This is a genomic window from Porphyromonas levii DSM 23370, from assembly GCF_000379925.1.
Classification (GTDB): Bacteria; Bacteroidota; Bacteroidia; order Bacteroidales; family Porphyromonadaceae; genus Porphyromonas_A; species Porphyromonas_A levii.
In genome coordinates, this window is record NZ_KB904243.1 from 1 (window position 1) to 19066 (window position 19066).

18 protein-coding genes are annotated in these 19066 nt (G+C 38.3%); 7 read left to right on the forward strand and 11 right to left on the reverse strand.

Annotated features, from left to right (window positions below; genetic code table 11):
- Positions 1 to 213: hypothetical protein (locus A3GG_RS13700; protein WP_211205865.1), on the forward strand; the 213-nt coding region annotated here is incomplete at its 5' end.
- 362 nt (positions 214 to 575) lie between these two features.
- Here the strand turns inward: A3GG_RS13700 and A3GG_RS12775 are convergent.
- From A3GG_RS12775 to A3GG_RS0104035, 9 genes are all read right to left on the reverse strand, one after another.
- Positions 576 to 1343, reverse strand: a complete 768-nt coding sequence (locus tag A3GG_RS12775; RefSeq protein WP_169333148.1) for an RloB family protein — start codon at positions 1341 to 1343, stop codon at positions 576 to 578.
- 40 nt (positions 1344 to 1383) lie between these two features.
- The gene (locus A3GG_RS0103995; RefSeq protein WP_248637651.1) at positions 1384 to 2700 is read right to left on the reverse strand and encodes an AAA family ATPase; all 1317 of its coding nucleotides are present in this window, start codon (positions 2698 to 2700) and stop codon (positions 1384 to 1386) included.
- A 1041-nt stretch (positions 2701 to 3741) separates the two neighbouring features.
- Entirely contained in the window at positions 3742 to 4470 is a 729-nt protein-coding gene (locus A3GG_RS13050) for a M23 family metallopeptidase (protein WP_167620637.1), read from the reverse strand.
- A gap of 28 nt (positions 4471 to 4498) precedes the next feature.
- Positions 4499 to 6529, reverse strand: coding sequence for a YWFCY domain-containing protein (locus A3GG_RS0104010; protein WP_026215607.1), 2031 nt, complete (start codon positions 6527 to 6529; stop codon positions 4499 to 4501).
- Positions 6530 to 6822: 293 nt separating this feature from the next.
- Positions 6823 to 7356: a hypothetical protein gene (locus A3GG_RS0104015; protein ID WP_134849890.1), complete on the reverse strand. Its 534-nt coding sequence runs from the start codon at positions 7354 to 7356 to the stop codon at positions 6823 to 6825.
- A 101-nt stretch (positions 7357 to 7457) separates the two neighbouring features.
- Positions 7458 to 7790: a hypothetical protein gene (locus A3GG_RS0104020; protein ID WP_167620636.1), complete on the reverse strand. Its 333-nt coding sequence runs from the start codon at positions 7788 to 7790 to the stop codon at positions 7458 to 7460.
- Positions 7783 to 8910 (reverse strand): nucleotide-binding protein, encoded by a 1128-nt coding sequence (locus tag A3GG_RS0104025; protein WP_018358036.1) that lies wholly within the window; start codon positions 8908 to 8910, stop codon positions 7783 to 7785. Before A3GG_RS0104025 ends, A3GG_RS0104020 begins: the two co-directional genes overlap by 8 nt.
- Positions 8911 to 8924: 14 nt before the next feature.
- A complete protein-coding gene (locus tag A3GG_RS12785; RefSeq protein ID WP_018358037.1) occupies positions 8925 to 10148 on the reverse strand; it encodes a nucleotide-binding protein in 1224 nt (407 codons plus the stop codon).
- A 48-nt stretch (positions 10149 to 10196) separates the two neighbouring features.
- A complete protein-coding gene (locus A3GG_RS0104035) occupies positions 10197 to 10916 on the reverse strand; it encodes a hypothetical protein (RefSeq protein ID WP_018358038.1) in 720 nt (239 codons plus the stop codon).
- A 604-nt stretch (positions 10917 to 11520) separates the two neighbouring features.
- Between A3GG_RS0104035 and A3GG_RS0104045 the strand changes: the two genes are divergently transcribed.
- The 3 genes from A3GG_RS0104045 to A3GG_RS13055 all read left to right on the forward strand — a co-directional run bounded on the left by A3GG_RS0104045 (position 11521) and on the right by A3GG_RS13055 (position 13805).
- Complete coding sequence (locus A3GG_RS0104045; RefSeq protein WP_018358040.1) at positions 11521 to 11928, forward strand: plasmid mobilization protein; 408 nt, start codon at positions 11521 to 11523, stop codon at positions 11926 to 11928.
- Entirely contained in the window at positions 11925 to 13475 is a 1551-nt protein-coding gene (locus A3GG_RS0104050) for a relaxase/mobilization nuclease domain-containing protein (RefSeq protein WP_018358041.1), read from the forward strand. The genes A3GG_RS0104045 and A3GG_RS0104050 overlap by 4 nt, the downstream gene beginning before the upstream one ends.
- 150 nt (positions 13476 to 13625) lie before the next feature.
- The gene (locus A3GG_RS13055; RefSeq protein ID WP_083900373.1) at positions 13626 to 13805 is read left to right on the forward strand and encodes a protein-export chaperone SecB; all 180 of its coding nucleotides are present in this window, start codon (positions 13626 to 13628) and stop codon (positions 13803 to 13805) included.
- Positions 13806 to 13868: 63 nt separating this feature from the next.
- Here A3GG_RS13055 and A3GG_RS0104055 read toward each other — a convergent pair whose 3' ends face one another.
- Together A3GG_RS0104055 and A3GG_RS0104060 are read right to left on the reverse strand one after the other, a co-directional pair.
- Positions 13869 to 14735, reverse strand: coding sequence for a nucleotidyl transferase AbiEii/AbiGii toxin family protein (locus tag A3GG_RS0104055; protein ID WP_083900374.1), 867 nt, complete (start codon positions 14733 to 14735; stop codon positions 13869 to 13871).
- Between the two features lie 7 nt (positions 14736 to 14742).
- On the reverse strand, positions 14743 to 15360 hold the full coding sequence (locus A3GG_RS0104060) for a type IV toxin-antitoxin system AbiEi family antitoxin domain-containing protein (protein ID WP_018358043.1): 618 nt from the start codon (positions 15358 to 15360) through the stop codon (positions 14743 to 14745).
- Positions 15361 to 15877: 517 nt separating this feature from the next.
- Here A3GG_RS0104060 and A3GG_RS0104065 point away from each other — a divergent pair.
- The 3 genes from A3GG_RS0104065 (at position 15878) to A3GG_RS0104075 (ending at position 18894) form a co-directional block, all read left to right on the forward strand.
- Positions 15878 to 16621, forward strand: a complete 744-nt coding sequence (locus A3GG_RS0104065; RefSeq protein WP_018358044.1) for a ParA family protein — start codon at positions 15878 to 15880, stop codon at positions 16619 to 16621.
- Between the two features lie 90 nt (positions 16622 to 16711).
- The gene (locus A3GG_RS11810; RefSeq protein ID WP_018358045.1) at positions 16712 to 16924 is read left to right on the forward strand and encodes a hypothetical protein; all 213 of its coding nucleotides are present in this window, start codon (positions 16712 to 16714) and stop codon (positions 16922 to 16924) included.
- A 221-nt stretch (positions 16925 to 17145) separates the two neighbouring features.
- A complete protein-coding gene (locus A3GG_RS0104075) occupies positions 17146 to 18894 on the forward strand; it encodes a hypothetical protein (RefSeq protein ID WP_018358046.1) in 1749 nt (582 codons plus the stop codon).
- Positions 18895 to 19066: the final 172 nt, after the last annotated feature.

Below are 19066 nucleotides of genomic sequence, written 5' to 3' on the forward strand. Positions count from 1 at the left end.
GTGAAGATGCGCTACGGAGCTGCTAGGATAAGGACACGACTTCCAGAGACAACGGAGGTAGCAGTCGCTATGTCTTTCTTAGCGAAAAATGTGATAACGTTCCTCAGGGAACTTATCCGCATTATTTTGTCGCTCCTATTTCCTTCGTTTTTTTCTCCAAAATTACAAATGGTTCGCCAATATCCTGCATGCGTCTCAATTCTTCAAAAATAACACATCTCCTAATTCAGCAAGCTCTAATTAATCCTCAAATGCTGTAAGCGTAGTGTAGCGTAGCTTTCAGCTTTACTTAGAATGAAGTGGCGTATACGATAGTATAGCCTTTTCATTCGTTTTGTCTAATCAATAGGTCAGCCACACATTTATATGTGGCCGACCTATTATAGAAGTCTTAGAGGCTTGTATGGACGGCATATTCGAGAGAAGCGAGAACATAAAGTCCATACAAGTCGCAAGACGATATTCCTCTCTAGTTTTGTTCCTACTTAAAAGAAAAAACGGCTGTGTCGTAGCCCATTGGGGCAAGTACTCAGCCAATGTCTAGAATATTGTGGTACCGAAAGGCAATTGCTTTGTCATTTAAATTTAGAAATGTATTCTATAAAATCTTTGGCAAAAAAGAGCATATCTGTACAAAAAAGCAGAGGTACATTGTTTTCATCTACTTTGTACCCATACTCGTCACAACGCTCAATGGCTTTGTGAATATACTTTGGAGCAATTCTAGGGTCTAAACCACCTTTGTGCACATCATTACCTATCTTTTTAAGAAGCTTAGATCGTTGGCTTATGCTTTCATTTTGAAGTGTCTCAATATGTTCTTTTGCAGGATTTCCAACATAACTGTAGTAGAGCCATGTTTCAAAGCAAGGATTGCTGACAATCCATTTATAACATCTGTTGTTGGATTTGCTAAGATGTTGGCTGAGTTGCTTGTGATATTCATCTACATCCGAGACAAAGAAGACTCTATCTTCATTTGATAACTCATAAACTCTGTCATCAATACACAACACAGAAGTTTCTTCGTCAAATCGCTCCTCCCAATAAGAGACAATATCATTTGGAGCTGAACCATAATGAGACATTGTATTAGCACCAGACTTAAAACCAATAGGACAAGCAAAAACAAGTGGTACTGCCATACCTACAGGCACTATGTGTCCAAGGTTGGAGAAGTACTTATACTCTTTCTTTTCAGCTCCTGAAATAATGATATAGAGCCGTGTACCTCTCTTTGTTTTTACTTCTCGTGAATAGTTTTTTGGAAGGTCGTTTAATTCAAATATAGGTCGGTTTGACGTAGTAAAGCTTGTGAGTTCAAGAAACCTAGATGTTGCCACCCTCTTTACCTTCCTACTAATTGTGCGTGTGTACGATAGTTTATCTGGTTTCATTATTGAGTTCTCCAAGATTACCGCTATAATTGGCACCAAATCTTCCCTCTCTATATTGTTGTGATACCCTTCCATTCATATCACTCATATATGAGTCTAAAGAATATAAATAACTAGCTCCGTGTTTCTTTTCTACGAACCATACCTCATCTGCTCTTAATACACCGATAGAGTCTAGAAGACTGGTATCGTGAGATGTAAATAAAAGTTGACCCTCTGACTTGGAATGCGAGAAGAATGCGACAATATCAAGAAGCAGATTGGAATGAAGGCTTGTGTCAATCTCATCGATGATAACAATACCTGAATTTGCAAGTGCGTAATGAATAGTAGGGATTAAATGCAAAGTCCTTATAGTTCCATCAGATTCATCTTGAACTCCTAGGTCATAGACTTTCCCATCCTCTCCAATATGAGAAAAAACCAACTCTAAGATTTTTTCTACACCATTTTCTTTTACTCTATTGAATACAGGGCGTTCATTCTTATAAACGAGAGAGTGAACCTCACTAGGGTTGCTAAGCTCTCTTAAAGATATATTACTTGCAATATCAGTGTGCTTTCTAAGCCAAGTATCGAGATTCGACACATCAAGACGGAATGCATCAATTCCCATGTCTACGCCTTGAATAAACTTCAAGGAAAAATCCTTCAAAGAAGGACTACGATGCAAAAGAGCGTTTATTTCATTGTAAACCCTACCTTTGGAGACAACCACTAGTTTTTCTCTAAACCATTGAAAGGCTTCTAAAACATCTTTTTCTTCTAAAATAGGAAACTCATTAAGAAGACCAAGCAACGAGCGATATTTATTATCTTCCCCTGTCAAGCCACGTTTAACAACATCCTTGGTATGTGACCACTGAGATAAAGACTTCGATGATAACCTATCCGATAGCTTAACAGTAGAATATCTACGAGTAAAAATAGGCTCTCGACTAAAGTCAGAAAGCGATGTTTTAGACAGTTGTTCCAATCTAACACCATCCATATCCAATTCTATCTCATAAGTGTAATAGCTAGAGCTGACCTTAAACTCTACTAAGATACTAAGTGAACTATTCTTCACTTCCTCATTAGGAGCAAGCCTGTATAGCTGACTCCACACATCACTACTTTTAAAGTCTTCAAGTGAGATAGCAAAACTCCTTATAAATCTTAGAGCTTTTACAAAGTTAGACTTTCCTGATGCATTATTCCCATAAAGGACTCCCATCTTTAGAATAGGGATGGTATTGCTGTCAAATATATGGTCTGCTAAGTTCACTATATCCTTATTTGGGAACATAGTAAACTCTTGCACCTTTCTGTAGGAGGTGAAATTTCCAATCCGAACTCTCAGTAGCATATATTTAATATCTCTATTTTACTCTAAATAATATTTGTTTGCAACAAAGATAGCTATTTTTATCAAACTAATGAACTGTTACAGCTCGCTTGCACATCTTTGGGTCCTTAATGAGCAAACGGCTGTGTGCGTAGCCCCTTGGGGCAAGTACTCAGCCTATGTCTAAAATGGTGTGGCGAAGCGTTAGGAGGGGTCGTACTTGAAGCATAGCGAAAACGAGAGTGGAAGGGTCACTCGAAGTTCGCGAGCGAAAGTTACGACAACGAGTAGCGAGTCTTACCATTCGTCTTTGTCTCATTAAGTCAGCCACACATTTATATGTGGCCGACTTCTATTGTATTTGCTTTCCCCTTGAAAAGAAAAAAGCCGTTTGCATAGCCTTTTCGCGAGAGCAATCAGCTTTATTTTGGACGGAGTGGCGCTGCTTGCAGTTGCCTTTCCGCCCTTATACCTTACATTTGTGTGGTTCCTTATTTTTCTTTTCAAGGTTTTTCTAAGGTGCGTCACCTGCAACAAACACTTATTATATTTACAAGCAATATAAGGGGGTAGAAACGAAGCGGAGATTTTGCTCCGTTGAGTTTCTGCGATTATAAATAGTGCAATATTATTATGCTTATACAATGTTACGCACATAATATATTATTATATTCGATACATCACTACATAGACAACTTCCAATTAAAAGAAGTAAATAATTTTACATACAAAGGAGAGGCAAGAATAGATAAACAATAAAAACTCCAGAAAGAACATATTTTATACATGGAAACATCTGATTTTCAAATAGTCTATCGAATAATTAGACAATAAACACATAAAGAGTTTCTACCACAAACATTATTTTAAGCAAACAATATTTGTATCAAACAACAGGAGAAGAGAAAACAAAAACCTATATAATAATTATAGTAGTGTAATATATTACGCTATTTCAATATGAATTATTTTCAACGGTTCAATATAGGACAATATAATATATAAATTATATTTGCTTTAAGGGCACCTTATCATTCTTCCTTTTTTCAATTGCATATCAGGTAGCACCCCATTGAGAAGACATAACTCCTCTAAATCCCAATCTTTTTCTTCGCACAGCAACTCCAACGTAGTATCTTCCTTAAGTCGATACACTTTTAGACCACTTCTCTTATTATTCTTAGGATATAGATGCTTTGTCCAGAGAAAGGTATCACCCATAGGGTGTCGTTTCTCGAAATTAATTATAAGGGATGGACTAAAATCTCCTCCCTTATAACGAACCTCGAAGTGGAGGTGTGGACCAGTACTACGACCGGTGTTTCCGCTTAGACCGATTAAATCGCCAGACAAGACCTTATCACCACGTTGCACCAAAATGCTATTAAGGTGTCCATATACAGTTTCTAGTCCATTGGAATGCCGTACAACTATATATTTCCCAAAACCAGTTGCATCGTCCCCCTTTGTTCTAACAATCCCCGCCCAAGTGGAATAGACGGGAGAGTTAGATGGAAGTGCAATATCTATCCCTCGGTGCATTCTATTGGATCGCCATCCGTATTTACTCGATACTCTACCCAGCTCTCCTGTAGGGAAGGAAAAGGGGAAACATGGGATAATTACCCTATTGGGTAATAAAGGGCGGTTCCCTAAGTATGGATTCACCCTTAGAGAACTCCAAGACTCATCGTCGTACCACTCTCTTACAGGAGGGTCATGCACCTCTCGAAATGATAGGCACATAGCACACAAACAGAGAAAGAGAATTATACTACCCCTCATTTTTTTTGACAAGAAGCCCACATAGCAATGGATCCGCAGCGATCCTAGCAGTTTCATCTTTAATGATTTGCTCAACTTCTCTTTTAATTTTAGAGAAGTTTTCTTGGACAATCTCATTCAAACGATCTTCACCATCCTCATCCACCATATTCGCCAACACAGGGATAGAGGTCCAATTCTTGGTATCCCGTTTGATTTTCTCTGTGTCAACTACTATCTGTGCATTGAATGTCTTCAGCTTAATATTCTCGTCAAAATTATCAACAATTGAACCTACAAACTGACCTTGAGAAAGGTTAGAAATCTTACTTGCTGGGATCAAATTATGCATCTGACTAGAAAGTGAGATGGACGTGCCAGAGTCACTAATAGATGCGCTCTGTTGAGCCTGCACACTTTGACCGAAACGTCTGGAGAGCGCATCTGCGGTTTCACCTGTAACCTGACCGGAAAACAGATTACCAATGGTATTGATAATAGCCTTAGCTTGCTTATCTCCATAGTCTCTGATAATTTGAGAGTAATCTTGGAAGCCAAGGCAAATAGAGATTAAGTTACTTCGAGCTGTAGCGATCAAAGTATCAATACCTCGGAAGTAGATGGTTGGCAACTCATCAATAATAACACTACACTTCTGTTTGTATTTCCTGTTGATACGAGCAACCAAACGGAAGTTGATTAGACCGAGAGCCGCTGCATAGATATTTTGACGAAGAGGATTATTCCCAACACATAAAATCTTAGGATCATTAGGATCATTAATATCAAGAGAGAAGTCATTCCCGCTCATCACCCAGTACAAAGCTGGAGATGTAATACGTGAAATACCCAACTGAGCACTAGCAATCTGACCTTGCAACTGATCTTGAGCTCCGCCCTCCCATGCACCAATAAAAGGACGCATATAGTTAGTCAACTCATCATAGGATATGAGTATAGGAAACAGATCCTCATAATCTGTACTAATGAGCTCTAACAAATGAGGAAGGGTACAATAACGACCATTCTTATATAGTTTGAGAAACCAAATACAAGCACTAGTGAAGATTATAGCAGACTCAGTGAAAAACTCTCCTTGCTTCTCCGTCCACGTTTTATTGAGGTTAACCATAATAACATACGCACTTTCATACGCATCAGACATATCCTCAAGGAAAATAGGATTGAGAGGGTTGCACCTGTGCGTCCTACTCAAGTCATCAAAATTAACGATGTAAAAACTAGGCATTTTACCAGCTTGGTGATTTTTACTAGAGACCTTGACTTTAATCTTCTTATAATTCTCTTTATAGACCAAGAAGTGGTTATAAGCGATTTCGGTAAGGTCTGGAAACTTGAAGTCATAAATGTACATTGTGAAGCCTTTCTCAATGTGCTGACGTATGAACTCATTGATAACAGCAAAGGACTTTCCTGAGCCTGGGGTTCCAAGTACCGTGGTCGCTCTGAATGGATTAATAACATTGATCCACCCATCATGATATTTTTTCTTGTAATAAAACTTTGTTCGCAGATTGACGGAGTACTCGTTCTCCATGTACTTTTGATTCTGCATAAAGCTCTCATTTTCGTCATTAAACGGGTCGTCTATATTCTGATTATAAGAGATATACTGCGACAAAAGGATTGCCCCGTAGTAAATAAGGAAAAAAGAAAAAAGACTAACAATAGCATATCCCCACAGCGTAATTGGAAGAAGAACTATTGAACCGAGAAAGATAACGAACCCGCTCCCCAAGAGTGATAGAGCAAGAGTTAGATTAACATTTGGTTTCTTTTTGCCATTAGAGCCAATACACGAGATAGCCACCATTATAGCTACAATTAATTTAGACAACAAAGGATTCTCGCAGAACCCTATTGGGGAAAAGAAAGCTCTAATAAGTTTGTCTGCAATGGGGTGAAATAACCCAAACGAAACAAACAACTCATTGCACCAAATGTAAAAATGAACCAATAAAAACAAGAAAGAGATATTTCTAATGAAATCCACCATCTTGTCCAAATCCGTATTTGCCATAAAGTTGTAGATTACTAGAATCTAATATTAACCAACAAAATCCATTTAGAGGTCGTAATCTCTGCATTCCACGTTTATTTCAAAGCAAAGTAAAAACGCTCTCAAAACTCTCACACATATATTCACTAGCATTCTGGTTAGAATGACGTTTATGCAAACGTGACGAGAAAAAGATACAAGACCTCAAAGTGGGGTATTGTGGCATGCGATTGATTGGGAAAATAGAAATGGGTACTATCACTAGCACCCATATCCCAAATAACTTTCAATCAATAAATAAAAAAATGAAAAAACTACTTATTATCCTCTCTTTTCTTTGGGGGAAGAGAAGCCTTCTGGCTTTCATATTCCCTGAATGCAACAGCAAAACTTTGTTGCCATCCCCTCTTCTCTGCCTCCCAAAGATCTGTGTCGACAACCCTGTTTAAGGCATCCTCATGCTCTCTTTTAAGGGACTTAATTAATCTCTGCAAATCAGCATTACTTCTTCTTGCAATAGTAAGTTCCCTAGTCATAGTTTTAATAGCTTTCTTCAGATCCAAAAGATCTTGTAGGTCAATAGAAGTTGGATCATCCTCATAACTAGGCATAGCACCAACAGCCAAAGCCATATTCTCCCTATTAACAATATCGTCGATCCTATTATTTTCATCCCGAATAGCATTTGCCTTATCGGAATAGGTAACAACAGGGCAGCTCTCTCGCTCCTCATTCTGTTGCCTTAGAGAATCATCTGAAGTTGAAGAAGACAAAGCATCCTCCTCACTATCTTCCTCAAACTCCTCTTCTTCCTTTTTCTGCCCCTTCTCAGCCAACTTATTCTTCATCTTAATATCATTCACCATAGGATACAAGAGGTAAAAAGAATATGTAAGAACCACCACTAACAGTATAATGGGACCAATATAATTCAAAAAAAACGACCCATTCATGACTTCCTCCTTTCTACATACTTAGACAACTTATTATATGGATTGCGCTTGAACACCCCCTTAATATCATCAGAATAAGGACGACAAGCAGCCACCAACCCCTCCAAAACAACATTTGACAGCATTTCTTGAGGTGATATACTGGGCTTAACGAAGCAAAGACATCTAGCTAATTCAAACACATCGCTATCTATCTCAATAGTAACTTTAGAATTACTATAATCCCCTCGCAAAAACACAAACGGAGGATCAGATTGCTTATTGTCAACAATGTCGACCTCTGAGGGCTTTCCCTCAGAGGCAACATTATTGAGTTGTTCATTATTCATTTGCTTCATCTTTCAGTCCCTCCTCTTTAGAATCAACTGAACCCTCTTCGCCCTCCTGCGCCTCTTGGTCAACCTCGTCAGGAAGAGACATGTCATTAGGGGTAATAGCCTTCCGACCCCACATTGCCTTAATATCATCGATAGACATACTGCACAAACGTTGATATGTCTCTAGTATCTCTCGATGCTTTTCAGACAGTTCTGAGATAGAGTTATTAGTTCGATCTGCCAACCCACCGAGCTCGTCAAGTTGGCTCTTGAGATCCTCCAAAACGACCTTATGAAATTCAAGTGGATCTTCAATTATTCTTGGGGCATTATCCTTCTTCTCAATGATACCCGCATCAAACAAAAACTCCTCAATTGCCTGAAGAACATTTGTCATCTCACAATAGTATGGAGAGGGTTGCAAGTAAAGAGAGACAAAGAAGTCTTTATTATCCTCTGTTATTGAAGTCACATCTCTAGCAACACCACTAAAGTGCTTAATAGGATTCTGAAGAGTAACAATTCCAAAGCTCCGAGCTTGATCCTCGAGCCAAGACTTCAATTCAAAATCGCAATTCTCATCATTAAAGCCATTGAAGAGAAGATAGATTTTCTTTGTCCGAATCTCTCCATCATTCTTAACAACGAGTTTCTTCCCAAAATTAACACCCTTCATCCAGTAATAGGTAGGTTGTGCATTAACCGTATCGATTACAGTTGGGAGAATAATGTAATCCATCTTTGTGAGATACATATAGGTATCTTCAAACCCCTGTGATCCCATAAAATCATAGATGAAAACATCACAATCAGGATGCTCTTTCTCAACCACCTCAGGAGAAGTGGAACGCTCAAAACCTTCGTTCATTTTGAAGATCGGAGGCATAATTCTCGTATCGAAATCTACCCCTCTTTCCTCAAAAACTTGCCTCATAAGATCGTTGTGACGCTCAAAAAACATCTGTTCTCTTTGATTTTGCGCAGTGATAGGATACTGAAAATAGTCGCTATCCACATAGCACACCTTTTTCCCATAACTCTCCTTCAGGATGCTTCCCAAAACCATAGACAACGTGGTCTTACCGATACCGCCCTTAAGCCCAGCAAGGGCAATTCTAATCTTATTTTCCATAAAAACTTTGATAATTAAATATTTTGGTTACTACTACTTTTCAAACTTCTTAGATAGTCAGTAAAGAGAGCTATTGCCCTCTTATCAACCTCATCAAGCGTGTCGTTATCATCTGGTCTGGGTGCAACATCAGGGGAACCCTCGACGTTACGAAATTCATCTGTCCCATTGTTTTCCAATGGTTCTATTAAGTCTCTACCTCCTCCCCTTGCTCTACGCTCAACTCCAGGCAAAGGAGGCATATCTCGCATGAGATATTCTAATTGTGACACACTAAATTGCATCAAGCAGTCGTGTATAGAATGATACTTAGAAGCAACTAGACTGTTGGTTTTAACCTGTTCAGAAAGCCGATTAAGTATCTCTATACGCTCATCTATCAGATCAAGAATATTACTTGGTTGACCAACGTTCGGTGCCTTTACTCGCACAGAAGATGGAACCTTTCTTATCCTTTTTTCTTCCTTACTATCCACAAAGGTAATGATATTTTTGACAACCTCTCCTGCGTTAGACATCCTCAGTACCACATCATCAGGCACAATAGATATTGACTCAAAAAATGAATCATTTTCTCCTTTGATTTTGTCGATACTCTTGCCAACGAAAGTATTCATTTTCAACCCCGTTTCGAGATAAAAAACGCCTTCGGCACGTGCAATCTCTTGCCACCACCCACTCAGGGCAGCTTGTTCAATATCACCCCAAACAATCTTATTGGACAAGAGACAAATACCCTTATTACGAACTTCAGCTTTTTCTAATCCTAAGACATAATTGAATCCTTTTATCCATGTGAAAGCTGACTGAGAATTAATCTTGTCTAGGATAATTGGAAGAACAATATAATCCATTAAAGTGAGTGAACGAAAAAAAGGAAGATCACCTTCAGAACCCTTTGTGTCAAAAATGAAGACATCACAATCATCATGTTTTTTCTCTATCTCCAATATATTCTCTTCAGTAATCTTGTCAAGTTTTTCAACAGGAAGTATTGAGGAGTATTTCACTTCGCGATTTCTAGCCGCACAAATTTTCTCTGCAATATCAGGATTATTCGAGAAGAAAGACTCCTCTGCTTTCATCTGATTTGTCAAAGTAGATTGATACTCGTCGCAATCAACCAAACAGACTTTTTTATCATAACTCTCTCTCAAAATCACACCCATAACCATGGCGATAGTAGACTTCCCAGTACCACCTTTAATTCCAGATACAGCGATTCTCTTTTTGTCCATACCTATTATATATATGTATATATATATCTACTCTAAATTCATACAGGATCAAATCCCATTTGACTTATTTGCAAGTATTTCAAATGTGAAGAAGAACAACCCTCTAGCTACATCTTCACTACTCAAATCCTTAGGCAAAAACGGTTTGAACTTCTCTAACTCTGCCCACAGTTCCAGAGACAAATAAACACAAGTTATTTTATCATTACCCTCTCTTTTCATTGTAACTATTTCTCTATGGTTCGTACTAAAAAAGGCCTTAATAGAGTCTTGCTCATTAATTAAAACACCAGCTTCTAGAGCTCTCCTAAAAAAGAATTTTGATTTGTCTAGAAACACCTTCAGGTTATCAACTTGACAAGCCGAATTACGCTCTATGAAATTTTCAAAGAACTCTAATTTAGCATACGCACACTTGCGTAATTTCTTATTTCGATTGAGGGCAATTTCTTTAGAAAAGAAATTTTTTGTACCCTCTTTTATCTCAATAAACGCATCTTTCTTACCACCAAGAATGTCATCTCTATTGAGCCCAAGAATTATCAAATAATCTTGATTAGATCTCAAAAGACATTTCTCGAAGTAATCCCTAGCATTGACAAACTGGTCTTCATCTTTCTTATAAAGAATAACACCTTTACTAGCCTGTTCCTCCATCGGAGTAACACCTTTCATTTCGTAAACCGTCTTCAAGTGATCATAAAAATCTACCGGCTTCTCTCCGAATTGTTCAGCTACTTCAAGTAGCAATTTCATCTTATTATCCATTTCTTTTTTTGCTTAGAACAACAACAATTTCTTTTGCAAAGATTCAAAGGAAAAGGAGAAAAACCCAAAAGTGGGGTATCGTGGCATGCAATTTTTTTATAGGAGAGAAAAGACGAAAGCATATTTTTGTGTGGTAGGATGCAGGGTGTAGGGTGACAAAATGCAGGATGCAGTGTGGTAGGATGCAGGGTGTAGGGTGATAAAATGCAGGATGCAGTGCGGCAGGATGCAGGGTGCAGGGTGATAAAATGCAGGATGCAGTGCGGCAGGATGCAGAGCCAATACGAATAGCTAGATGTGTCTTTTGTAAACAAAAGACGACCCCCACCACCTCACCCAAGTCACCCAAAGGTGACAGGGAGGTAGTGGGGGATTCCCTTGCGCCAAAGTCGCAAGGGTGGGACGTGGATAATTTTTTCCTTTCCCAATAGACATAAATCTATACTCGCAGTTCCCTCATATTTCTCCAGAAGACTAAACTGGAATCCATCACTCATGCCACGATACCCCACTTTGAGGTAGACTCAGCCAATGCGGCTACTTTTGGAGCGATTAGGAGAAACGCTATTATAGGCGTAAATCAGAAACAAATTAATTCATATATATGGACAAGAAAAAGAAGGATAAGAAGAAGTCAAATGGGCTTAATGATAAAGTCGTTTCTTTTAGGTTGAAGGGAAGCGAGCTTAACGAACTTGACAAGAAAAAAGATGAACTTCAACTTAAAACAATATCTGATTATGTCAGATTTCTTGTGAGAAATGAAGAGGTAAAAATTAAGCAAGTCTACGTAGAAGACCCAGAGAAAATTGAACTCCTTAGGGAACTTATTTTCCAAATTAGAAAGATAGGAGTCAATATAAATCAAATTGCTTATGGAGTAAATTTAGGTCAGCCAATACCATTTAATTTCTACGAAGAAACTGGTGCCATACTAAATGAGTTAAACAAAAGGTGCAAGAATATATTGGCAGATTTAGAGCGGGATTTTGAGAAAAAGGAATATCTATGATCACCAAAATTCATCCTCCTCATGACAATCTAGCGGTCACTCTTCGATACAATTTCAAGAAGGTTGAAGAAGATGAAGCGAAGGTCTTATATACCAGAAATCTCTCTTTCCCTAGCACAAGTGAAATCACTTTTTCTGAGGCAAAAGAGAAGATGTATGGGAGCATGCCGAGTGAATATAGAACAAATAATATTGTCTTCCATGCATCAATAAACCCTCACATTACTGACAAATTAAATGAAGTAATGATGGAGTATTTTATCGATGATTATATGGAAGAATTAGGGTATGGATCTCAACCGTATATAGTATTTAAGCATGAGGATATTGATAGAATCCATTACCATGTAGTTTCACTAAATGTGGACAAGAATGGCAGGAAAATTGATGATAGCTTTATTAAAAGAAGATCATGGCAAATACTTCAAAAACTAAGTCAGAAATACGGTATCATACCTCCAAACAAACATCTAAAGGAAGAACGGGATGAACTAATTAAGAATGCCCCTCAACCAATAATATACAAAGAGGGAGATCTCGTAAACAAAATTAAACGTGCTGTAAATTATGCCATGGAAGTGTATAGGCCAAAAAGTATAGGAGAGCTTTCTGCGATACTTATTGGATACAACATTAGAATGGAAACGGTAAAAAACAGTCATACACAAGAGGAAGATGGTGGTCTTTTATTCAGTATTATTGATGAAGAAAACAATCGACAAAGTGTCGGGATAAAAGCGTCTGAATTGGGTTATTTCTACACTAAAAAGCAGCTTGGAGGTGTCTTCAAAGAGAACAAGAGACAATGGAAAAAGGAGAGAGCCAACAGGATTAAGTACGCTATACCTTGGGCTCTTCGGAATACAAAAGACCCAGTCAAGTTTGTATCAAACATGAGGGAGCTGGGGATCAATGCGCTCTTAAGGTTTAGCAAGGATGGTCGTATCTACGGTGTTACTTTTATTGACACAAAAAGAGGAAATGTTTGCAATGGATCTGACATCGGGAAAGAGTATTCTGCAAACACCCTGGAGACTTATTTCAATGGTGAAACCTCATATCAATGGAGTGTGAATCCTGATAGATCTTACCATATTGAAAAAGCCATTAGTCAGTCTCTAAAAGAGGATCTATCCCTTGATGAGTTTGTAAAAGAGATGGAAAAAAGAGGAATAGAAGTGATGGTGGAGCGGAACAAAGATGGTGGTATTTCCAACTTCGTATTCGCAGATAATAAGCACTATTCCGTGATGGGGTCAGATAATCTTAGCGACCATTATTCTACTATTCTTTTACGTAATTACTTTGAAGAGGATGGTGTAAACTTTTGGTCTAATGACTCATATAATATTGAGTACAAAAGAGCTCTCTGGGAAGAGAAACATCTATCTGAGGCTTCAAATAAGCAATCATCCGATAGTGAGTCTTTCCTTGACGACATGATTGATGCGATGGAGAATAACGTAGGTGGAAATAGAGCACTCGCTATCGCTCAGATGTATCAAAGACAAGCCGAAAGAAATTGGGGTAAAATAAGAAGAAGATAGGCTTTTTCTCTTGAACAAAATCTTGAAAAGGGAGAATTATTATTGTACATTTGCACATAGGACACTACAAGATAGACTTCAGGCAAGCTTACAAGGAAATAATTTCAGTTTAGATTTAAGCATACGGTTCTTTTTGTAACAGATCAAAATATTACTGATGAGTTCAAAAAATCTGATTTTGTTAAGATAAATGCCCTCGCAATTGCATTCCCATATGTTAGAAGTTATATTTCAAACTTAACAATGCAGTCAGGGTACGAAACTGTTGTTCTACCATCTATTAACTTTGTCAAACTGGTCAATAATAACAATAACAATATAGAGGAGTAGATGTCTACTTTCCATTTGCAACACACCTCCAGTGAACGTATGAAGAGAAGGGAATGAAAACGATCATAGTTTTCTTCCCTTTCTCTTGCTTTGAGGTGAAGACAGATTGATACTTTTCTTTTGAGGGTCATTCAAGGAGACTTTATTTAGTTCGAGAGAAGTCAACTCCTTAAATTGCAATAGCTTGTTCGCATTATCTTGACGAAACAATAAGTGTTGAAAGTCTAGCATCTTGTGCTCTAAATCTATCTCCTTGAGTCTATTGTCAATAGCACACCATAACTCCCTATCATTGCTTAGACCATTTGATTGACTCAGAAATGAAATGTCTGGACGGGTTTGTCCCAATAAAAACATTAGGTCATAAATATCTCGGCCTTTTGACCTACCTAAAAAAGCAGAGACCTTCATTGAACAAAGGACTCCTATTTTAGGAAGAGTAATAGGAAAATAAAAACCAGCTTTTGAGATAATTTGTTGTTCGGTCTCATAGTCTATCCCTTGGTCTTGTGCCTCAATCTTTAACAAGAAACGTTCTTCCTTATGAGGACTAAGCCCCAGAGAATAAAGCAAGCCCGGAAACAAAATATTTCTTCTATAGGCTTTCAAATTCGGATTGAATCTGTCTTTGGTTTCTATCTCATAGCCGATATTCGAGAGAAACCTTACAATATCATCTGTCATAGACCTAAATTCCTCCTCCGACAAATTCTTGCAGTCAAAGTCAAGATCTTCACTAAATCGATTGATATTATATGCCACCCTTAAAGCAGTGCCACCAATGAAGGTGAGTTTATCGAAATACTGATTCCTTGACAAAAAGTCCAAGACTTCAAGTAAGATATATTCTTTAAGAATATACTTATCAAACCTACTATCTTGTGGGACACTAACCCCTAATATCTTTTTAATATCTTCTATATTCATCATACTGCTTTTAATCATACAAAGATAACAACAATTCAACCCTATCACTCAGTGCTGACACATCAAACCTCTTGGTATAACTGAGGAGCTTCTCTCGATTCAAAACTTCGCTCATAATATAGTCATCAAATCTCAAATCAGTTATATCCTCTATCGTATTATAGAAGGTATTAAGATATAGAAAGTCTAATATCGCCTTCTCCATATCCGCAAGGTAATAAGATTGACGACCATTTGACATAAGGTGTTTACTATAACCCCAAAAATGTTGACGAGATATGGTTCGGTAACTGTACTGCCCCGTATCATTAATGAATGTCTTTGTCCCCAAAGTGGTTACTGCGGTCATACTCACTACTGCTTCTGGAATGAGCCCATAAAAAGACAGTGCCGTCTCTAAACTTATATATGACGGTCTATAGATGAACTGAGAAAAGAAGTAATTGTAAGCACCATTTCTCGTACACTCCCTAAAAGCATAGCAACCATTACGCAGCTTAACAAGGTAGCCCTTATCAGTCCATCTATATAAATTGGTTAGGTTTAAGTCTGGAGCTACGATCTTAGCTTGACGAGTTGTAAAAGCAACCCCATCTATAAACAACTCTCTGAATCTAATATAATCCATATTCTATTTCTATTTTCATACAAATATACGTAAAAATAGAAATATACTAGTGCGAAGAGGAGAAATATTCCCTCGCATAGATCTCCGAAAAGAGCAATATCATTAATGAATAGTTTGCCAAACGACATATTGTCCATACTACATTTCTATTATTACATGAAAATATGGAATAGCACATAGAAATAAGAAAAAGAGAATAAGTAATATGTTATAGACGTAAATACTCGATATTTTTTATTGAATACAATAGTTTCAACATAGTATAATATAATATTATCCATACAATGAAATAAACATACTATCATATAACAATATACTGCAATATTACAAGCCAGCGTAAATAGCTTATATTCAGCACATACAAAGTAATTAAGACGACATTATTCACGTAAATATATTTGCTGCATATAATGATATATGATTTAATGATTAATATATTCACCCATAGCTATTGATTTATTGGAATATTATTGCTATATTTGTAGTGTAAATGATTTACTAACCAAAAACATATTTTATGACAAAGATTATTTCAATAGTCAACTACAAGGGAGGTGTCGGCAAAACGACAACAAGTGCCTCTTTGTTAGCAGGCTTAACGGAGATGGGAAAGAGGGCAATAGGAATAGACCTCGATGGACAAGCCAATCTAACCTCGGTGTTGGGTATCGGTGAACAAGATGAGAACGTCTATACGGCACTGAAGGAGGGTAAAAAGATGCCTATATTTGAGAACGAAAGAGGACTTAAACTGGTCCCCTCTACTCTTGATCTACAAGTTGCGGAGCTCGAATTAGCCGCAGAGCCAGGGCGAGAACTCCTTCTTAAGGGATTATTGGCTCCGTACTTGTCTCAATTGGACTATGTCATCATTGACTGCCCTCCGTCATTAGGGTTACTAACACTAAATGCGCTAACAGCGTCAACGGATGTGATTATTCCGATAGAGGCAGAACCGTTGTCTCTAAAAGGCATGAACACTATCTTGGGTATCATAGACAAGGTAAAGTCAAGGCTCAATCCAGATCTAAAGATTATGGGGGTTCTAGTAACCAAGTTTGATCGACGAAAAATCATCAACAGGGAGGTATTAGAGACCGCAAAGATGCATTATCCTGATCTCGTTTTTAAGACGATCATTAGAGACAATGTAAAGCTGGCCGAGACAGCCGCTGTTGCAGTTGATATATTCAACTACGACAAAAACTCAAATGGCGCAAAAGACTACGATGCGTTATGTAAGGAAATACTAGGGGAATAGGGTTCCCACTTTCCAACTTATCACGGAAGTATTGAAAAATAATTCATTTATTACTATCTTTGTATTTTACATTTAATCATATATACAGTTATGGCAAAGAAATTTGAAGGACTGGATGCGATCATCCAACCAACGACAGAAGAGACAGGAGAGAAGAAGACACTTGCAAACTGCAACATTCTCTTGGAAAAGAGAAGTCACTTCATGCTAAAGGTTTTGGCGATGCAAGAAGGAAAGACCCTTAAAGCCCTTGTACAAGAGATCATAGAGGAGTACATCGACAATCATCCTATAAAGATATGACGAGGTAACAAAGAGAGGGGGCACAAACTACAAAATAACGGAGTGAGGGAAAACAAAAAGTATTTTTACAGCAAAATATTTTGCTGTGTAAATATATTTTGGTATATTTATAGTGGAAAGACAACCGAACGAGATGACGCCCACTAAGGGCAATGGAAAAACTACAAGTATGAGATGACCGTCGATCCCAACAAACAAGTAACATTTTATTGAAACGGAAAATGAAGACAAGAGTTACACTAATCGCAAGTCTAGTCCTTGCAATGGGAGTTATAGCAACAGGTTGCAAAAACAAAAGAGATACACCAGAGCCTATCCCAGAACCCGAGAAGAAGGAACAAAAAGAGCCTACGCCTACACCAGAGGCGAAGGAGTATAAGATAGGCGTTGAAGCATATCTAAAAGTCGATGGGAAACTAGTCCTCTTACAACCACTTGGGGAGGATAAGGGAGACTATGAATATGGCGTTATCTCTGGTGAGGGAACTTATAAGGAGGGTAGAGAAGTCTCCATACATGCCGAAATCAAAGACTTTATGAAGCACACCCTTGTTGCACTATACGAAAAGGATGAGAAGGGCGGTTTCACTAAGGCAAAGGGAATGGTTGATCAGGATAGAACTGAAAATACCCTTACAATGAAACGAGAACAGATGGCAGAGATTCACCTAAATGCAAAGGAGGATATGACCTTTGTGGCCGTCTTTGAGGAGTACTCTGCTCCTGCGTTGAAAATAGATAACATATATGGGCATGAGTATTGGGTGCAAAAAAACCGTGAAGCCATGAACTACATTAAGCCTCGCATTCGCAGGTACAACGATATTGAGGAGGCTAAAAGAGTAACTGGATTCGCCTATATGCAACCCTCTCTCGATATCACACAGATAAAGAGAACTGTTTACCAATATTCACCGCAGCTCTTCGATTTGGATGGCTCTCCAAAGTACCAACCATATCGTATTACTGATGGAGATTTTGAGAAGGCATATCGATATACTCATTGCCTAACCACTCTTGATGGCAATGAAATTGTGGAGATATTCCCTCCTAGCTATTCTGTTTCTGGAGGCAACTTCCCTCAATTGAATTATATAACGGTTCCCGAGGGGAAATATAGAGTAGCATTACTAGTTAACTTCCCAAACGAAAGAGAGGTTTGGCATTTAATGCCTATGATGCCCACTTTCTCTTTGGCAGACGAATATTATGGCAAGGACTATGGATGGAGTGCATATGATCCTCTTCCACCACACCAAAACTGGTACCGAGATGGTGATATAATATACGTAAAGAACAGAAGCAACAACCAAATCGCCACTCCAGTATGGGACGATGACGAAATTAAGTTATTAGGAGAAAAAAATTGTATCGAGGAATCATCTGTTGATATAACCCTTACCATTACCAATGTGACCAATCAGAGAATGGAGGGGAAGGTTATCGTCGCTGATGGCTATAGTCGATGGTGGCATGAAGAAGGTAGGCATCTTATGGATATGAGGATGCAAAAAGTGTGGATAAAAGAACCCAAGCAAAAGCACCCCTACGAAAACTGGGAGAATGACAGAGGAGAACAGATGGTGCGGCTCCTCCCCAATGAAAAGGTGACGATCAAATTCCAACTTAGGAATAGGACATACAATTATAACAATGACCCCTATGACGGAGATCCAATGGCTTATAGACATCTTAACTTGCCAATTGGCTCAGGCGTCCACACTGTGTTCTATTGGCAAGACACCCCCAAGAAGGAAAGACTGTTTATGACCAAAGGGAATGCGAAAGAGTTAGCAATAATGCAAGATAGAAACTGGGGAAGTCTTAATTCAAAACACGTTGGTTGGTGGCAGGATATAGAAGGGTTCAACAGGAACGACTGTGTTTTCAGCTTGATATGCCCAGGAGCAGAAGGAAACGGCACTGAAAATATTTCATTTTGCAGGAATGCCATTGTTTTTGGACATTAAGGGCATAGGAACCAAAGATTCCTAGAGAATAGGAGCCCATCAAGCTCTTTGGACACAAAATTAGACAACCGTCACCACAGAGGCAACTCTTGGGTGGCGGTCGTCTTTATTTGTCATTCAACATCCACAGCAAGGAAGATAAACTTAGAACAAGGATTGTTCGTACATCAAG